The 17,220-nt window shown below is 62.6% G+C and carries 16 protein-coding genes; 6 read left to right on the plus strand and 10 right to left on the minus strand.

What is annotated here, in order from left to right:
- The first annotated feature begins 505 nt into the window (after positions 1 to 505).
- The 3 genes from BN1233_RS24465 to BN1233_RS47225 all read left to right on the plus strand — a co-directional run bounded on the left by BN1233_RS24465 (position 506) and on the right by BN1233_RS47225 (position 1,997).
- On the plus strand, positions 506 to 712 hold the full coding sequence (locus tag BN1233_RS24465; RefSeq protein ID WP_147707502.1) for a DUF6894 family protein: 207 nt from the start codon (positions 506 to 508) through the stop codon (positions 710 to 712).
- Positions 713 to 755: 43 nt separating this feature from the next.
- On the plus strand, positions 756 to 1,157 hold the full coding sequence (locus tag BN1233_RS24470; RefSeq protein WP_046866265.1) for a hypothetical protein: 402 nt from the start codon (positions 756 to 758) through the stop codon (positions 1,155 to 1,157).
- A 687-nt stretch (positions 1,158 to 1,844) separates the two neighbouring features.
- On the plus strand, positions 1,845 to 1,997 hold the full coding sequence (locus BN1233_RS47225; RefSeq protein ID WP_154678291.1) for a hypothetical protein: 153 nt from the start codon (positions 1,845 to 1,847) through the stop codon (positions 1,995 to 1,997).
- Positions 1,998 to 2,115: 118 nt separating this feature from the next.
- On the opposite strand, the gene BN1233_RS43275 is transcribed toward BN1233_RS47225, so the two are convergent.
- Positions 2,116 to 2,526 carry a cupin domain-containing protein gene (locus BN1233_RS43275; protein ID WP_048708290.1) on the minus strand — a complete coding sequence of 137 codons (411 nt, stop codon included), beginning with the start codon at positions 2,524 to 2,526 and terminating at the stop codon, positions 2,116 to 2,118.
- 303 nt (positions 2,527 to 2,829) lie between these two features.
- On the opposite strand from BN1233_RS43275, the gene BN1233_RS24480 reads away from it, so the two are divergent.
- Positions 2,830 to 3,204: a tetratricopeptide repeat protein gene (locus BN1233_RS24480; protein WP_280139403.1), complete on the plus strand. Its 375-nt coding sequence runs from the start codon at positions 2,830 to 2,832 to the stop codon at positions 3,202 to 3,204.
- Between the two features lie 146 nt (positions 3,205 to 3,350).
- Here BN1233_RS24480 and BN1233_RS24485 read toward each other — a convergent pair whose 3' ends face one another.
- The 5 genes from BN1233_RS24485 to BN1233_RS51180 all read right to left on the minus strand — a co-directional run bounded on the left by BN1233_RS24485 (position 3,351) and on the right by BN1233_RS51180 (position 11,905).
- Complete coding sequence (locus BN1233_RS24485) at positions 3,351 to 6,068, minus strand: M1 family metallopeptidase (protein ID WP_048708288.1); 2,718 nt, start codon at positions 6,066 to 6,068, stop codon at positions 3,351 to 3,353.
- Positions 6,069 to 7,301: 1,233 nt separating this feature from the next.
- Positions 7,302 to 8,378: a lipocalin-like domain-containing protein gene (locus BN1233_RS24495; protein ID WP_046866268.1), complete on the minus strand. Its 1,077-nt coding sequence runs from the start codon at positions 8,376 to 8,378 to the stop codon at positions 7,302 to 7,304.
- Positions 8,378 to 10,930 (minus strand): FtsX-like permease family protein, encoded by a 2,553-nt coding sequence (locus BN1233_RS24500; RefSeq protein WP_046866269.1) that lies wholly within the window; start codon positions 10,928 to 10,930, stop codon positions 8,378 to 8,380. The genes BN1233_RS24495 and BN1233_RS24500 overlap by 1 nt, the downstream gene beginning before the upstream one ends.
- On the minus strand, positions 10,923 to 11,600 hold the full coding sequence (locus BN1233_RS24505) for an ABC transporter ATP-binding protein (RefSeq protein ID WP_052763914.1): 678 nt from the start codon (positions 11,598 to 11,600) through the stop codon (positions 10,923 to 10,925). The genes BN1233_RS24500 and BN1233_RS24505 overlap by 8 nt, the downstream gene beginning before the upstream one ends.
- Complete coding sequence (locus tag BN1233_RS51180; RefSeq protein ID WP_425311744.1) at positions 11,576 to 11,905, minus strand: helix-turn-helix domain-containing protein; 330 nt, start codon at positions 11,903 to 11,905, stop codon at positions 11,576 to 11,578. Before BN1233_RS51180 ends, BN1233_RS24505 begins: the two co-directional genes overlap by 25 nt.
- A 307-nt stretch (positions 11,906 to 12,212) precedes the next feature.
- On the opposite strand from BN1233_RS51180, the gene BN1233_RS48535 reads away from it, so the two are divergent.
- Positions 12,213 to 12,641: a hypothetical protein gene (locus BN1233_RS48535; RefSeq protein ID WP_187144361.1), complete on the plus strand. Its 429-nt coding sequence runs from the start codon at positions 12,213 to 12,215 to the stop codon at positions 12,639 to 12,641.
- A gap of 407 nt (positions 12,642 to 13,048) precedes the next feature.
- Here BN1233_RS48535 and BN1233_RS47230 read toward each other — a convergent pair whose 3' ends face one another.
- The 4 genes from BN1233_RS47230 to BN1233_RS24525 form a co-directional block, all read right to left on the minus strand.
- The gene (locus BN1233_RS47230) at positions 13,049 to 13,186 is read right to left on the minus strand and encodes a hypothetical protein (protein WP_154678292.1); all 138 of its coding nucleotides are present in this window, start codon (positions 13,184 to 13,186) and stop codon (positions 13,049 to 13,051) included.
- A gap of 16 nt (positions 13,187 to 13,202) precedes the next feature.
- Entirely contained in the window at positions 13,203 to 13,475 is a 273-nt protein-coding gene (locus BN1233_RS24515; protein ID WP_046866270.1) for a hypothetical protein, read from the minus strand.
- Positions 13,476 to 13,790: 315 nt separating this feature from the next.
- Positions 13,791 to 14,516, minus strand: a complete 726-nt coding sequence (locus tag BN1233_RS24520) for a Crp/Fnr family transcriptional regulator (RefSeq protein ID WP_046866271.1) — start codon at positions 14,514 to 14,516, stop codon at positions 13,791 to 13,793.
- A gap of 505 nt (positions 14,517 to 15,021) precedes the next feature.
- Positions 15,022 to 15,747, minus strand: a complete 726-nt coding sequence (locus tag BN1233_RS24525; RefSeq protein WP_046866272.1) for a Crp/Fnr family transcriptional regulator — start codon at positions 15,745 to 15,747, stop codon at positions 15,022 to 15,024.
- Between the two features lie 410 nt (positions 15,748 to 16,157).
- On the opposite strand from BN1233_RS24525, the gene BN1233_RS48540 reads away from it, so the two are divergent.
- Positions 16,158 to 16,475 (plus strand): hypothetical protein, encoded by a 318-nt coding sequence (locus BN1233_RS48540; RefSeq protein WP_053086446.1) that lies wholly within the window; start codon positions 16,158 to 16,160, stop codon positions 16,473 to 16,475.
- Positions 16,476 to 17,220 lie beyond the last annotated feature (745 nt).

Here is a 17,220-nt window from a genome sequence, read left to right on the forward strand (position 1 = left end):
GAAGCAGTTGCCTTTCCCAGACATCGAGATCTGGATGCCCTGTCGTGCCGCATGTTCTCAATCGTGCAGAGCCCTGGCCGCTGTGGCGAGCGGATCGAGGTCCTCACCGTACTGGGCCGCTGGCTTGCTGAGCTTGGCGCCACGTACAGCGTCTGCACGTTTCGCGCTCGGCGTGCATGTACCAGGGCCCGAAGCGCGCCAAGAGCTTCGAGTGACAGGCGTGATGTCATTGGATCTCTTTCGGACTTTGATGATTGGGCTCACACATGGACAAAGCGGAAAATGCGATCTCCCCCAAGCCAGGGGATAGGCTGTAACGTCCTCCTTGCTGCGCGCGTTCCGCAACGCCCGAAACGCAAGGTGAGTACAGACTTTTCGGGGCTTACCCTTGATCAAAAGAAGGTGCCGGGCTGAGCCTTGACGGCCGTTGTGCTCGGCAGCGATTGCGATGCCTCGCTTTTATTTCGACGTCCGGTAAGGGCGAAGTTCACTCCCGATGGAGACGGTGTGGAGTTCGACGATCCGGGGCGCCGCCGAATACAAGGCCGCGTGCACGGCGGCAGACATCGGGCGCGACCGGCTCCCGAGGAGCGACGCCCGTGACGTCAAGGTCGAGGTGCGGAACGACCATCACCAGCAGGTGCTGACGGCAACGGTCTCGATGGAGGTTGACCGGGTAATGCCGCCGCCGGAGCCACCGTGCGCGAGATAGTCGCTGATTTGGGAACAGCGGCGATCACGCTGCATTGGCGAGTATGAGCAAGTCAGAGAATGACCGACGCGCCCGGCCGAACCCTCTCGGCAGCCATGATCGCTCGGTGCGCTTGTCGCTCAAGCTGACGCGGAAAACGGTCGAGGAGACAGAGCGCCTCATCGAGGAGTCCCGCAGGTTGCTTGCCCGGCCCGTTTATTCGGATCGGGATCCTCCGAGGACCAAACTGCTCCGGAAGTCACTGCCTCGCGCGCACAAGACCACAGTCCCCATCATGGAACCGCATAGACATTGGACGCGCCTGCGTCACCGCTTCGCACGGTCGGCGCTCAAGCTGCTCCAGCAGAAGATCACGGAAGCGGAGCGCGCGCGTGAGGAGCCCCGCGAGCTGCTCGACCGGCCAGTGCATCCTTTTCTTCCCAAGCGCCCCCATCGCGAAGAGTAACCCGCCTCACGCGCACCACGTCATGCGTAGGAGGACGTCCCTTGAGATGTCTGCGGAAGGGAAGGCCGAAACGGAACGGGCCCGGTCGCTGAGGCGACGGGCCCGTGGTGACTTAAGCGTCACACGTCACTGACGTGGTTCCGGATGATCCGGCGAAAAGGCTCAGATTGTCGAGCCGAAACAGCTGCCTCCACGGCGTGTGAGGGTCGGGAGGCGTCTCGGCCCAGGTGGTGTCTCGATCGCAACCTCCCTTTCAGCCGAACCGCGGCGGGTGCGCGGCCAAGCGCGTATGTGATCGGGGCTGCTCAGGATCCCGCGAGCAAGGCCACTTCGATCCAGCGGTAGACTGCGCTCGCTCTCGCCAGTCTGCATTAACCTGGATCGAACAGAGCCGCAGAAACATGTCGGATCCGAGCGTATGCGCGCTGCGTCACCAGACGAGGCCCGCGATGCGGTCGCGAAACTGCGGCCCCGTTTTACCTGGGTGAGAGCGGGATGGCGGTTGCTCCAGTAGATGTGGCGTTGAGGCTCCCGACTGCCCGACACACACGATCCTTGTTAGTGGCCCTGCCAGATCTCTGATGTCCTCTCCACCCTGGCAAGGCCACTTTCGTGTCGCGCGGCCGATCCTGCCGGGGAACAGCGGGCCGGGGGCTGTCGTTGACAGTCTCACCGCGGATCCTGACCATGAGCCAAGCGAAATCCCTTCGACACGAGGCACTCGTCCGCTATCGCGCCGCCGAGCAGGCGCTCAGGCTCATCTACGAGCAGATCCAGGAGGCCGAGCGCGCGACCGAGAGGTCCCGCAAGGTGCCCAGGCGCCGTGATCCTGAGGAGTGATCTCGCGCGCGCGAGGCGCTGCGCTCCAGAACTCTCATTTCACACGGATTCCGAGAAGGCCGTCTATAGAACTGGGCGGGATACTCTCTCGCCCCGATCCAATCATAGCGCCGCTTTGCTACTGGGATGAAGCCGGGTGAGACTCGGGAACATCTGGTGGGCTCACCTGAAAGATTACCAGCTTCACGGGCGTCTGCCCCTTGTTGGTGGCGCGGATGATCGTGTTGACCGGCTCAATCGCGGCCTGCCCGGCTTGGGTATGAACCGTCTCTCCGTCCTTCCTCTCCACGGACAGCGTGCCCTCGACCACGTAGACAATCGGCGGCGTGGGATGAGTGTGCCATTGGCCAACTGCACCCGGCTGAATGGTTGAGGTCCGGACCCGGACCTCAAGCTGCTCCTTGGTGGGCAGCGTCGGGGCGATCTGCTTCAGGACGAAGCTGGGACCGGGATTTTGCGGGGCTGGCTGCTGCGCCTGGACAGACGAGGCGACACATACAAAGGCGCATACGAGAACGATGCTCTTCATATCGCGCTCCTCCTCAAGGAGAGGAGCAAGCCTAGCACAAAGCGCGTGTCATCGCGCGTGTGAAAGCGACCACGCTGTTTGCGTAACGCGATTTGTGGAACAGCGGTTCTGATAGCTGCATTGGGAAGGTCGAATTCCCGATGGATGGTCTCTCTCGACAGCCAGGATTCCCTGGTGCCGACCGTGCTGAGTGCCGCGTATGCTCTCGTGGGCCAAATCGATCTCGGGCTCACGACGGTCAGAAACGCTCTTGCCCTGGACCCAAACTTGGCTTGGGCTTGGCTCCGCAGCGGCTGACTGCATATCTACGCCCAGCACCCCGATACAGCCATTGAGCATTTCGAACGCGCCGTGCGCCTCAGTCCGCTTGATCCGATGCACTTCAATGCTCTCGTCGGGATCGGAGCCGCGCACTCTGGCAAGGGCCAGTATGACGAGGCGGCACGGTGGTTCAAGCAAGCTCTTCGCGAAAGGCCGGATGCCCTCTGGACCTGCCTCCTCCAGGCGGCGGCATACGCCCATGCCGGCCGCCTGGAGGAGGCTAGGCGGACGGTCGCCGGATTTCTCCAGGCATATCCAGGCATGACTGTCTCGAAGGCCATTGCTGCTGCGCCGAGCGCGGCTCCTGTGAACAAACGCATCGCTGAAGGTCTGCACAGGGTAGGTTTCCCAGAATAGGCGAGAGAAAGCTGCTACCTGATCGACATTCCGACACAACGGCTCGTGTTTCTGAATGAAAGCGGCATGACGAGCAACAACGCAGCAAAGTCCCGGGTTGGGCACAGTCGTCTACCTTTTAGTAGTTCGCTGCGCGAGAGCGAACATCATTGCGGCGGGACAGGTGCAGCCGCTGGGCTTGGGCTGCGCGTGGCAAGCCACTGGGTGATCTGTGGCAGGCGCTCTGACTTGACCTTCAGGCGGAACTCCAGATCGGCATAGAATCTCTCAACCTCTTGACGGAACTCCGCCGGCACGTGGTCATCGATAAAGCGTCGAAGCTCCTCGAGGCGGTTGGGGTTTACAGATTGTCCTGCGAGAGAGGGAACGAAGCTGTAACGCCGAAGCACGTCAAGCCTTGAGGTCAGAGCATCCAAGTGCTCGAGAGCAAATCGCCAAGCAAGGTCCGGATTGTCAGCGGCAACCCGCGTAATCATGCGTAGTCCTGCCGCTCTCGAGGGTTCATTGCTCAGGGCAATCTCAAGCGTTCGGCTGGCCAGAACGGGATTCTCAGCCCATGCGAGTGCACCGAAGAGTTGATCCTCCTCAAGAGGGTCGGCCGCTCTTTTCGCAAGCTCGTGCATGGACTCGTAGAGAGCGGCATCGGCCGAAAGGGCTACAACTCTCAAGGTCGGCAGCCGGATAGCCGCAGGTAGGTTCTTTGGATCGGCCACGAAGGCATGGAAGCGGCGCCGGGCCTCAGCCACCACCGCCGGCTCCTCAAACCGCCCCAAAGCGCTCAGAAGGTCCTCGCGCAAGACGGCCATGTTGTCGGGCTTCTTGGGGCCCGCATCCCAACCGACCTGCACAAAGAGTGGCGCTAACGTGGTGCGCGCGAAGGTGCGAAATTCCATCTGCTCGGTTTGACCAGCGTAGAGCTGGTCGATTGACACGAGTGTCTCAATGATCTGCCGCCACACCGTCATTTCGGCATCAAGCGGAGCTTTCTCGATCAGCTCGAGATAATCTGTAAGTGGCGTTACGCCCGCCTCGCCAAGAGCCCAGCTGTCGTAAAGAAGTCCCAGTTGGTCGGCAGGTAACAGCGCAGGAAGATGCTCTGCAAGAGCGAGAAACGCTCCTCCGGCATAATGACTGCGGTAGTATGCGGTTTGACCGAGGTTAATCTTGATCGGCGGTGTTCCCGAGACAGAGATGGAAGTGGGTGATGAGCCTGCGACCAATTGAGAGACTAGCGCCATTCCCGATCCAATAGAAGCCGCAGAGACTGGAGTGCGCCACACGAGCGGTTCGCGCGCGCTCTCGTCCACGCCAAAGCGCTTCTGATTGAGGCTAACCGTCGTATGGCCTCCTTCCGCCTTTAGCTCCTGAACCGAGATGAGCGGTACCCCAGGCTGGAGAGTGAAGTCGTCTGCAATCGGTTTGATGGGCTGGTGAGCAGCCTTTTCCAACTCGGCCCAAAGGTTGTCTGTTGCGGCATTCTGGTAGGCATAGATTTGCATATAGGTCCGGATGCCTTCGCGGAATGCCTCCTGCCCAAGGTAGCCCTCAAGCATGCGAATGACCGCCTGCCCCTTGCGATACGTGATCTCGTCAAAAGCTTGAGCAGCCTGATCACCCCTGGTCACTGGCTGTACGACAGAATGGGCTGTGCGTTTCGCATCCTGCCGCATGGCCCGCTGTCGCCCTGACTCGGACTGGAGCCACATCATCCACTCGGGATGGAAGCGCTCTGTGGCTTTGTTCTGCATCCAGGATGCGAACCCCTCATTGAGCCACAGGTTATCCCACCACTGCATGGTCACAAGATTGCCGAACCACTGGTGGGCCATCTCGTGGGCAACCACAACAAAAACCCCTTGCCGCGCTGATTCCGGCGACAGAGCAGGATCCACCAGGACGGCGTTCTCGAAGTAGAGGATTGCGCCCCAGTTCTCCATGGCTGAAAAGCCCCCTCCGCTGGGGACCGCAATCATGTCAAGCTTGGGCAGAGGGTAGGGCACGCCAAAGTACTCGTTGAAGTAATCGAGAAGCCGGGCAGCACTGTCTAGGGCAAACTGGCCTTTGTATGCGCTGCCCTTGCGGGTAACGACAGCAAGCTTCGTCGAACCAACTGTCCTCTCTAACCGCTCCAGATCTCCTATGCCGAGGAACAGCAGATAGGACGACATTTTGGGACTCGTTTGGAACTGGACCCGTTGGTATTGCCCATCCAGCTCGGAAATCTCCTCCACAGGCATATTCGAGATGGCTACCTCGTCGTTTGGAACAGCTACGGAGAGAGAGAAGGTAGCTTTGCGAGCAGGCTCGTCCCAACAGGGGACAAAACGACGAGCGCTAACCGGCTCGAACTGGGTCACGAGCATCCGCTTGGGAGCCTCCGGCGAGCCATACTGAGCCATGAACAGTCCATCGGCATTCTCGTTGATCTCCCCCTTGTAGTCGATCGCAATTTCATAGGTTCCCGGCTCAATGATCCGGTCGAAGGTCAGAGTTGCCGTTTGCTCCTCGTGATCGAGCTTGATGTCAGATGCTTGTTCGGCGGTCGGCATCAAAACCGCGCGCTCCAACTGCAGGTCAGCGGCATTCAGGACGATATCAGATGTGGGCTCGCGAACCGAAGTGGTAATCCGGACAGAGCCGTCAAACCGCAGGTTGCCGGCATCCGGTCTCACAAAGATGTTGTAGTGTTCGGGGACGACGTTCGATGGGAGCTGGATGGGGGTGGTCTTGGTACGGGGCTGATTCGCAGGTTGTGCCGCCGCGGGACCAGTAAGTCCTGGAGTGCGTTGGATCGGAAGAGCTTCACCGAGCAGCAGGACCACGACAGTAGCAGAGGCGAGGACACCGAGGCTCTTCAGGATCATCTCGGTTCACCTTCAATTCCCGGAGTTACCGACTGCCTGACCATCTACTCGTCTAAACAACCGGCTTAGAAGCCTAATTTCGCTGGCTTTGGAAGGCAGATGACCTGACCCTCTGGTTCATCCGGGGTTAGCTAGAGTTCTGGGATGAGAATGGCGCGTCTGCACCGTGAGATCAACGGGGGCGGAGCTGGTCAAGGTTACTTCGATGATCGCCCGTTGCCTGAGTTGGGCAGTATCAGCCGCCGGCATTCGAGCGCCTGCTTCCCGTCGCAGAAGGGATCGGTCGTCCACGCCAGCATGTGCTTCGCAAAATCCTGAGCGGCATACACTATGTCCAGCGCGATAGCGTGCTGTGGGACGCCATACCTAAACATCTGCTGCCGCACAGGATCTGCTATGAACTTCGGCGACTGCTGACCGATGTCTGGCATCAGGAACGCGTCAACGACTATCTCGTCGCAGCCGACCGCGAGAGAGCCAGGCGTTCAGCCAGCCCGACGCAGGTAAGCATTGATGCCGTTGGCTGTAATACCATGCACCGCAAGGCGAACGGGGCACGATGCAGGCAAGAAGGTGTAGATCGCAAGTGTCACATTATGGCCGATGGCGACAATCGATTGCTGGCCGTGAGGGGCACCACCGCTGATGTCCAGGATCAGGACGGTGGCATTCCCCTGGTCGAGAGCCTGATTCGAAGATCGATTGCGGTCAAAGCGACTCGAGCGAATTGTTGGCTAATCGACTCCTTGGGAGAGCACGGCAGAGTTCCGAGAGCATCCGACTTCCACGTCTTTCCGGTCGTTCAAAGTCCGATGGTGCTTTCTAGGAATGACCCGTCATGCACCTAAAACCAAAATTTGATCGAGTTCTGCTCCGTGCCACGAGTGGCCATTCGCGGTGTAACATTCAACCTCTCCGAGACCGCGAGCTTCCTAGTTTTGTTACTTATTGTGTTGAAGCTACCGGCTTGACGGACTGTAGCCTCTCCTGCGCGACGGCGAACCTCATCTCGCCACTCCTGGGACCTGAACCGTCAGCACGGCGACCGTGATCCCATTCTCATGAGGCCTCTATACGGAGGCAAGAGCCGCCCGGAAAATAGATCGGCTGCTCGGCCCAGGGGTCCCGTACAGACGGCGACTCGGTCCTTTCTCCTCCGTCATAATTGGATGTAGTTTAAGCAGCAGTAAGGTCCTTAAACAGCTTATCGGACGTGCCGCACCCTTGCGCAACTCAAAGACCAAGCGATCCGGCATACCCTGTGAGTTCCAGATAGCCACGTCCGCCCGGTGTGGAGACCAATCCCTCCCAGTAGCTCGGCATTCCTGTGGCGCGCCCGTCCAGTTCCTGTGCATCGAAAAGCGGTGTGAGGCTGACGCGACGTGTGCCTTCGGGCAGCCGGATCTCGAACTCGGCCTCGACGGGATAGGCCGCGCCGGTTTGAGGCGAGTGCCAGCGCCGCCGGGGCACGAAGCGCACGTCCTCGGACGCGAGCACCAGCTGTGTTCCGTCGGCTCGGCGGAGCGTGCCCCCGGCATGAATGGCACGTCCGTCGTGCCCACGGACCTGGAAGGCCATCAACGCGGCGCCGTCATCGAAATTGATGCCCGTCCAGTCCCAGCCGACGGCGTCGGGTGGGAGATAGCTCGACGACCATTCGCGGTCGAGCCAGGCGCGGCCTGTCATCGCCTCCCGTTTGCCATTGCGGATCACGCTGCCGACGACCGCCAGCTGTGGCACGGAATAGTAATAGCTCGCCTGCTCAGGGCGCGGACCTTTGCGGCTGTAGCCCCCCTCGCCGTTAAGCATCACGGGTTGAGTCGGGGTAAAGGCGAGGTCGAGTCTGAAATCCCGCGCACATGCCGTTGCGTGGAAGACGCCGTCGACGCGCCGCTCGAGGTGCCAGTCGAGCAGTGCGATCCGGGTATCGCCCTCGTGTGCCTCCGCGATCCCGAAGCCCTGCCGCGCAACGCGTTGGTCGTGGATCAGCTTGCCTCTGGCGGGGTCGGACAGTGCCGCGTGCGCGAAGATGATCTGCCGCGGCGCGAAGGCGCTGGGATTGGCGGAATCGATCCCGGGGCGTGAGCGGAAGAAGGTGATCTGGAATCCGATTGGCCGGCCATCGGGGGCATCAAGCCAGCCGGTGAAATACCACCATTCGGTGCGATAGTCCGGATGCGCGCCATGATCGCGCGGAAAGTGAAGTTCTGCGCCTGGCGTCACGACGGGATAGGCGGGCTGCGGACTCACCGCGGGCGCGGCCCAGCCGATGGCGACCATGAGCAGGGCGAGGGCGAGCCGGGTCTTCATCACCAGTCCTCGCTCACCGCACGCACTGCGTCGCGCGACACCGCCTGGCGCCCGGCGATCATCGCGGTGACGGCCGCGGTGGCAATCAGCGCGGTCGCTACGCCGAGGATGAGGCCCCAGGGAATGCGTGTCGTCATCGTCCAGTTGAACGATTGCGGGTTGATCACATGGATCAAAATCTGGCTGAGCGCGATCCCGATCGCGATGCCCGCCGCCATGCCGACCAGCCCGAGGAGCGCGCCCTCGATGGCAAGCATTGCGACGATCTGGCCCCTGCTCATCCCGACATGGCGCATCATGCCGAATTCCTTGATGCGCGCGACCGTCTGGGCCGAGAAGGTGGCGGCGACCCCGGCCAGGCCGATCAGGATCGCGATCGCCTCGAGCGCATAGGTGATCGCGAAGCTCCGGTCGAACAGCCGCAACGCGCGTGCGCGCAGCGCGGCGGGTTCGGCGAAATCCACACGGCCCGCAAGATCGGGTGGCAGCTGCGCCAGGATTGACGCGCGCACTGCCGCCGGCGAGGCGCCCGACACGAGCTCGACCGCAGCCTCGCTGCGCACCGCATCGCCGGTAATCGCCGTATAATCGCGCGTGTCGATCACGATGGCGCCCTGTGGCCGGGCATAGTCACGCCAGATCCCCGCGACATAGCCCGTCACCTGGGCGCCGCCCGCGCCGATCGGCAGCGCGAAAGCGTCACCGGGCTGCGTGCTGTAGAGCCGCGCCGCGGGCTCGGACAGCCACAGCGCGACGCCATCCCCCGGCCGTGAGGCCCGCTGGATCAGTGGTAGCGTGTAGCCGGGCCCCGTCACCGGGCGCACGATCAGCGAGGCTGGGGGAAGCTCCGGATCGAGCCTGACCTGCAAGCCCTTGCTGAAGGCGATGCCCGCGACCCCCGGCGTGACGGCAAGGCGGCGCTGCGTTTCGGCGTCGAACAGGGGCTCGTTCGATGCCGCGGCGACGTAGAGATCGGCACTGAGAAAGCTTTCCAGCCACTCGTCCACCGAGCCGCGAAAGCTGGTGACCATCACCGCCATCGCGATCATCAGCCCGGTGCTCGCGACGATGCCGCCGAGCGCGATCGAGGCCTGGCCCAGTGCGCCGAGCAGGCGGCCGAGCGCCATCTCGAACGCGGGGACCCGCAGCTTCGCCCGGCCGAGCGGCCGCAGCAGCCGGCGCGCCAGCCAGGGCATCGCAGCGACGCCGCCGGCCAGCACAAGCCCGACCGCGAGATAGCCGAAGACAGGAAGCCGGTTCATTGCCGGGAGCAAGGCGCACACGGACCCGGCACCGATCAGAGTTCCGGCAGGGACGATGCTAGGCGGCTGGCGCGGGTCGCCTTGATCGCCCGCATCCTTGAGCGCCAGCGCGGGCGCGATCCGGGCGGCGCGCCGGGCGGGCACGTAGCTTCCGGCCAGCGCGGTCGCGACACCAAAGGCGAAGAAGAGCACCGCCGCTTCGGGGGCGAATGCAAGCGTCGTTGGCGCGCCTTCGAAAAAGCCCGCGCCGAGATCGCCACCGACCAGTCGCAACGCAACTCCCGCGATCGCATAGCCTCCAGCCAACCCGATCAGCGCGCCCACAACGCCCAGGGCCGCGCCCTCGCCCAGAAGCTGGCCGGCGAGCGCCCGTTCCTGCAGGCCGAGCGTGCGGAGCAGCGCGAACTGGCGCAGCCGCCGCGTCACCGCGAGCGATTGCGCGGAATAGACGAGGAAGCCGCCGGTCAGCAGGGCGACCAGCGCGAGCATGTCGAGGTTGACGCGATAGGCCCGCGACAGCGCGTCGCCGCGCCGGCTCTCGGTCTCGGCATCGCTGGGTTGCGCGCTGGCAGGCAGAACCGACGAGAGCTGAGCCTGGGCGTCGGTCAGGGCGGTCCCGGGCTCGAGCTTGAGGTCGACACGATCGAGCGTGCCGAGCCGTCCGAAGCGCCATTGCGCCGACGCGATGTCAATGACGGCGAGGCCCTGCCCCGGCGCCACGCCCGGCAGGTCTCCCGCGACAACGAAGTTGTGCGCGCGGCCGTTCGCACGCACCTCCACGCGGTCGCCGACCTCGAGGCCTGTCTGGGTCATTGCGTCGCGCGACAGGTAGAGCGCGTCTGGATCGAGCAGCGCGTCGAGATCCGTCGACCGCGTTCCGGCGCCCGTGCGCGTGGATCGAGGCCTGATGACCAGGCTCGGCGAAACGGTCTGCGTGCGAAACATGTCGAGCCCCAGAAGCGTGATCGGGAACGCCCGTTCCCTGATCGTCGCGCGCAGCTGCACGACCGGGCTCGCATCCGCGACCGCGCCGAGCGCCATCAGCTTGGGATAGAGTTCCTCGTTAAACCCAAGCGCACTGGTGCTTCTCACTTGCAGATCAGCACCACCGGCGGCGCTGCGCACGGCCTGCCCGAAGGATTCGGCGGCCGAGCGATTGATGAGATGAACCGCAAAGGCGAGCGCGACGCCGATCGCGATGGCGACCCCGGCCAGCACGAAGCGCATCGGAAAGGCGCGGAACTCGCCCGCAATCAGCCAGCGCCAGGCGGTGGCCCCAGTCTCAGCCATTGGCGGGCACCAGGCCCTGCGGCGTGAGCATGAGCTGCCGGTCGGCCGTTGCCGCGGCCAGCGGCGAATGCGTGACGAGCAGCATCGCCGCGCCGCGCTCTTTCACGGCCCGCCCGAGCAGCCCAATGATCTGGGCCGCGGTGCCGGGGTCGAGATTGCCCGTGGGCTCGTCGGCCAGGATCAGCGCGGGCACATGCACCAGCGCGCGTGCGATCGCGACGCGCTGCAGCTCGCCGCCGGAAAGCTCGCGCGGATAGCTATTCCGTCGGTCGCCGAGCCCGACCGCATCGAGCATCTCGCCGGCGCGCGCGAGCGCTAGAGCGCGTGGCTGCTTCTGAAGAATGAGCGGAAAGGCGACGTTCCGTGCGAGATCGAGGTGCGGCAGGATGTGGAAGGCCTGGAACACGAAGCCAATTGCGTCGCGGCGAAGCGCGGTCCGGTCCGCTTCGTGCAGCCGCGCCAGATTGGTCCCGGCGACCCAGACCTCGCCCGAATCGGCAGTCTCGAGCCCCGCGATGATATTGAGCAAGGTCGACTTTCCAGCACCCGATTCACCGCGGATCGCCACATGCTCGCCCGCTTCGAGCGTCAGCGCGAGTCCATCGAAGAGCCAGCGTCCGCCGGGAAGCACCTTGGCGAGCGAAGTCAGTCGGAGAACGGGCTCACGCATCGGACCCGGACAATTTTGCACCGATGCGATAAAGCATGGGGTTGGTAGCATGGTGCGCACGCTCCAGTGCGTGCCGTTCGGCGGCTTCTCGTGCCGCGTTCTCTCGAACACCTACCGGACCTGCACCGGTGGCACTGGCATCTTGCCGGCGGTCGGCTGGCATCCTTGAGCAGGCCCACGACGTCGCGCGTCCGATAGCGCTCGCGCCACAGCCGCGCCGTCGGTTGGCTGGTCTGAAGCCGGCGCGCCACCGCGGCCGTGCCGAGCCCGTCCGTGCACGAGAGCACGATCCGGGCCCACTGCACCAGTTTCGGGCCGTGTTGCCGTCCTTCACGAGCTTCTGCAGCCGGTCGCGGTCGTCCGGCGTCACGTCAAGGCCTTCAAGACTGTCCATGCCGAACAGGAATCACAGACGCTCCCGCTTGGCAAAGACATGATCGTGACGGAACACCAGTGCTGCCGGTGTTCTCTGCGGCGGCTTTCCCGAAGAGGCGTTGCGATCTGCTGGCTGCGCTGCCGTCTACCAGGACCCTTCCGATCTGCTGGAACGATACGATCAATCCCCGCTTGCTCGCCGTGCGATCGAGCCGGCTCCCCAGGACAGAAGCCCCCATGCCTCGCGAGCTCACGGACGCTGACGGGGTCACGTGGTCCTGCGCCCAAGCCTTTGCCGGCCTCTGCAACGATCCCGAGAAGGCCGAGGCCGCACGCGTCGAGGGATCAGGCGATCATTTCCACGTGGTCTGCACGCCGAGCGGCAGGGCCAAGTCGGTGCGACTGGAACTCCCAAGTGGCTGGGAGGAAAGCTGCACGGACGAGGAGATCCTGAAGGCCATCCAGCCTAGTCATTCCGCGGAGCATTTCACTATCCGGGTGGGTGTAGAGGTGGAAAACACCTCTGCTGGGTCAGCCATAGGCGACTTCAACCACCTCGCGTCTCACAGTCGGCTCCATTCGGCTCGCCACCATCCTGTCGAACTCCGCCCCCGAGCGTCTCGACAAGAACTTCGTTTCGAAGCTGTCCTCTGCCCGTACCTGTGACTGCCGGGCGAACGTCGCTCCGGGACGGCTCGCAGTGCCGTCCTTGACCAACCTCCGGAACCCCAAGCCCGAGCGGCTCAGGCGGAAAGTCAGTTCAGAACAGGCAGAGCCGTCGGCTGTTCATCTTGTGGGGCATCACAGGACCGGAGGGGCAGCCCTCATCGAAGAAGCCCAAGTCTCCATCATTGATGGTCGGAACGTGCCCCGATGGCCGAACGTTGCAGGGCGAATAAAGAAAACCCGGCGCTCGATGAGGCCGGGTGCCCAGGAACAAATCTCCCGGACGAGTTCTCGGCTCGCGGCTAAGGGGGCCAGAAGTGCGAGCCGGAATGGATCTTTGATGCGTGGGTGCTCCGCGGGTTCCGCAGAACACAATCGGAGGTGGCCGCCTCATAGAACCGAACTGGTTAACCGTGGCGGTTCGCGTAGCGGCGCTTCTTCGCGAGATTCTGCTGCCCTTCACGCGTCTTTGCCGGGCCAATCACCGTCTTGTAACGCACTGTGTTCTTCTTCCAGGACGGCCGTGCACGCGCTTTCAATGCCATGAGGCTGCTCCTTCAACTACGCGACCATTGATTCAAGACGGTGTTGCAGGGCCGTGAGTTGGCGGACGTAAGGTTCACGTCGCTCGCGGTTCTGCTGCTCGAGTCTCGCAATGACTTTCCGTTTCAGGACCTCATCGGCGGCACTGTTGCGCACAACGTCAACATCGCTCTCATAGGCAAAATCAATATCGGCAAGCGTCGCCAGAAGCGATTGCAACAACGGCGTGATCTCCGGCGAGTACAGGCGCGCTTCACCCGTAGAGGGCACGGATTCGAAATCGGAGGGCATGGCGTTTCCCCGTTTATCGTTGTGTTTGTGTTTTCATGAACGGTCTTGTGGCCGCTTTATGCATTGGTGTCCGTTGGCCGTCTGAGACATTCGCGGACGTTTCCACATTCGCCTGCCGCTCTCGGGCTGTTGCGGTCCTATACAGAGTCCTCTGGTTGCTGAGTTTGCGTTGGGTCAGAAAATACTCCGGAGATCAACAACGTCTGTCAGAAACCCGACACAGCGGCAAGGTTTTTGAGACGGAAGCCTCGCTCTGCGAGCAATGATGATGCAGCTTTGCACGTGACCTTAGCCCTGTCCGGCAGATGGCATCAGTCACGCGCAAGTCTTGGGCAGGAGCCGGTCAAAGGTGCGGCGGATCTTGCCGTAACACTCGCAGGCCGCCTCTTCGAGACCAGCACGGTTGATGACCGAGATGGCTCCACGTCCTTGCCTGATCAACCCTGCCACCTGGAGATCACGCGTGATGAGACTCACCGTGGAGCGCTGCACATGCAGGCATTCGGCCAGGAACTCATGGGTCAGGGGCAAGGCGTCCTGATCGAGCCGGTCACGCGTGCTGAGAATCCAGCGGCAGCAGCGGGCCTCGACGCCGTGAGCCGCATTGCAGGCCACAGTCTGAAGAACCTGGGCCATCAGGGCCTCGGAATAGTTCAGGAACAGGCGCCGGATCTTCGGACGCGTGGCAATGGTCTTGTGGAGCCGATCAATCTCGATCCGGGAGGCCGAGCCGGTGAGTTGCACGACGTAGCGCCCGAAAGACTGACGGGTACCCATCGCACTCACGAGACCGATCAGACCCTCGCGACCGAACACCGCCATTTCGGCGCAGCCCCCATCCTGCATGAGCGTGACGAGTGACATGATCGTGTCGTGCGGGAAGTAGGCGTGGCGCAGGGGCTCACCTTCCTCGTAGAGGACCTGACCTCTGCGCAAGTCGACGATCTCCAAGTGGGGCTCAAGCTGCGCAAAGTCCTGTGGGCTCATGGCGGCCAGGAGCCGGTTGGTTCGATGATCCGCCGCCTTGAGAGACGCGGCCATGGCGTTCTCCCCGCAGACGCCCGGAGAATGGACAACACCAGATCATTGGCCTCTTCCCGGCGGGGCAGGAGGCTCTCGGGAGCGTAGATTATCCTCGATCTGGTGATGCCATGTCCGAGCAAGTATCAGGTGCTGACACAAATGGCTGACGCAAATAAAAGGGCAGCAATATCTGGTTTCGCTTGCCCGTCCTTCCAGCATGAACTACTTTGTGCATCGCAACAGAGCGACTGGCGTCGCTCCGTTGCTGCCCTACTTGGGCATCTCCTCCCTGAACTTCGGGCCGCTCTTGAGAGCGGCCTTTTTCTCGCCTTCTGTCTCTCCAGTCCGGAGGAGGCATTCGCAGCATGCTTCCGCACAGGTGACCTTGCGGCACCAATACTGGCTGACCTCCATGCCGTCTGTCGGGAACCCGACTCAAGGGCAAAAGGGCTCCCAAGAACAGCGCCCCTTCAACTTGATGCTGGGCTGATCCTCGGCACACCAACCCCACTCGGGCTGCCGCTCAGCCGTGCGAGTGGGTCTTCGGCAGGAGCCGCTCGAAGTTGCGGCGGACCGTGCGGTAGCACTCACAGGCCACGTCTTCGAGACTGGCACGATCCTGCACGGTGATACAGGCCCGGCTCTGGCTGATCAGCCCCGCCGTCTGGAGCGTTCGCGTGATGATGCTCAGTGTGGAGCGTTGAACACCCAACATCTCGGCGAGAAACTCGTGCGTGAGCGGCAAGGTATCGCGTTTCACCCGATCATGGGTACTCAAGATCCAGCGGCAGCAGTGGGCCTCGACGTTGTGAAGCGCATTGCAGGCCACCGTCTGGAAGGTCTGCGTCAGCAGCGCCTCGGTGTAGCGACGCAAGAGTTCTCGCAGTGGCATACTCGCATCGAAAGCAGCCTGAAGTGGCTCGACAGCTATGCGTGAGGCTCTGCCGGGGACCTGCACGACATAGCGCCCGAAGCTCCGGCGAGAGACCGAGGCGCTGATGAAGCCGCACACGCCCTCGCACCCGAACACAGCCATCTCGGCGGAGGCGCCGTCCTTCATGACGGCCAGCAGCGAGACCACCGCGTCATGGGGAAAGTAGCCGTATTGGATACTCTCGCCAATCTCGTAGAGAACCTTGCCCCTCGGCAGGTCTGCGATGTCGAGTTGAGAATCGATCCGCGTAAAATCCTCGTGCTCCATCGCTGCCAGGAGCCGGTTGGGCCGATGATTGGCCTTCAGAGATGCCATGGCAGGGTCCCTCTGTCGCCCTGAGACAGGCGGATCAGATAGCACGGATGAGGTGCCTTTTCGCTGGATGCTGTCCGTGAAAGCCGCCGTTATGTTGTTGTTCTGGAATGGGAGGCGGTCCCGATCATACTCCGCTGTGAGCGCAGTGGATGCCCACTTGGAAGCCCATGCGTCTCTCCCATCTCGGCCCACTCAACGTATGCCTGAAGCATGGCCTGGACGACACGCAATCCGGTACGGGCTGCCACAGGTGATGACACCAGATATCTGCTGGGACAGGCGCCGGTCGTGGGGATGGGTGGTTCGCCCGGTCACGAGATGGCGGCGGCAATATTTCCTCAGGATCTGTTCAGCTTTGGTGGAGCTTAATGGCCAAGAAGAGGTGCATCCTCTTCTCTGGAGATTCTACCATGCGTAAGATCTCAACCTTGGCGGTAGCCACTCTTCTTGGCGGCATCATAACGTCAACGGACGCTGAGGCCACCTACTGGGGTTACGGTTACCCGGTCTACCCGGCCCCGGTCGTCTATGCCGCGCCTGCCTACTATCCCCCCTACTGGGGCGGCTATGGCTATCCCTACTATCGCCGCGCTTATGTCGCGCGCCCGATCTACCGCCCGTATTGGGGTGGCTACTATGGACGCCCATACTGGCGGGGCGCTTATTGGGGACGCCCGTACTGGGGTGGTGGCTATTGGGGTGGACGAGGCTATTACGGCCGCTGGTAAACGAAAAGCCCCGCTTTTCTAGCGAGCCGATTTCGAACGCCTGTGGCTAGGGAAGAGGCCGCTCGAACTGTGCGATACGCGTCGCGGCGCAAGCGGCACAGTGGCCTGTGGGAACGTTCCGGCGATCTCCTCGAACCTGATCACTGTCCCGAACTTCGACAGGTGTGGTGAGTACTTTGTCCGCTAACCGGACAGGCGAACCTGCCCGATGATGCAGAATTGCTGGTGAGCGTGTGGAGGCCAAGTGCTCACTTGACAGGACTTTCTGGACAGGGGGCATCCCGCTTTCTAGCCTAGCCCGCAGCAGACAGGAGGCGGCGATGGAAGACGAGAGCCGCAATGCGGTCGCGAAACTGCAGCCACGTTTCACCTGCATTAGGGCCGGATGGCGCTTCCCACGGTAGAGGCGGTTTGAGGCTTTCGCCGCCCGACACGCGAGCCTCGCCTGTGGCCCTAGCGGTTGGATGACTGGTCATGCCACTCACCGTTATCGATCCCCGCACCGGAATGCGGGTCACTCCTGCGGCCTCCAGCAAGCCGAGGAGTGAGCAGCGTGCGCGACGCTGGGTTCTGCGTGAGCTTGACCGCCGAGCCGAACAGCAGAAGCCGCCGAGCAACCGCTCGTCGTAGACAGTGGTGCTGTTCGTAACGGTCGCGATCGGGTCTTACATCAACAGGGCCGGAATCCTGGCCGCTTCGGATAACCCCGGCGGGTTCCTACGCACACGCAAGAGATAGCTGCATT

Origin of the sequence: Microvirga massiliensis (assembly GCF_001006805.1) — a bacterium.
Taxonomy (GTDB): Bacteria; Pseudomonadota; Alphaproteobacteria; order Rhizobiales; family Beijerinckiaceae; genus Microvirga; species Microvirga massiliensis.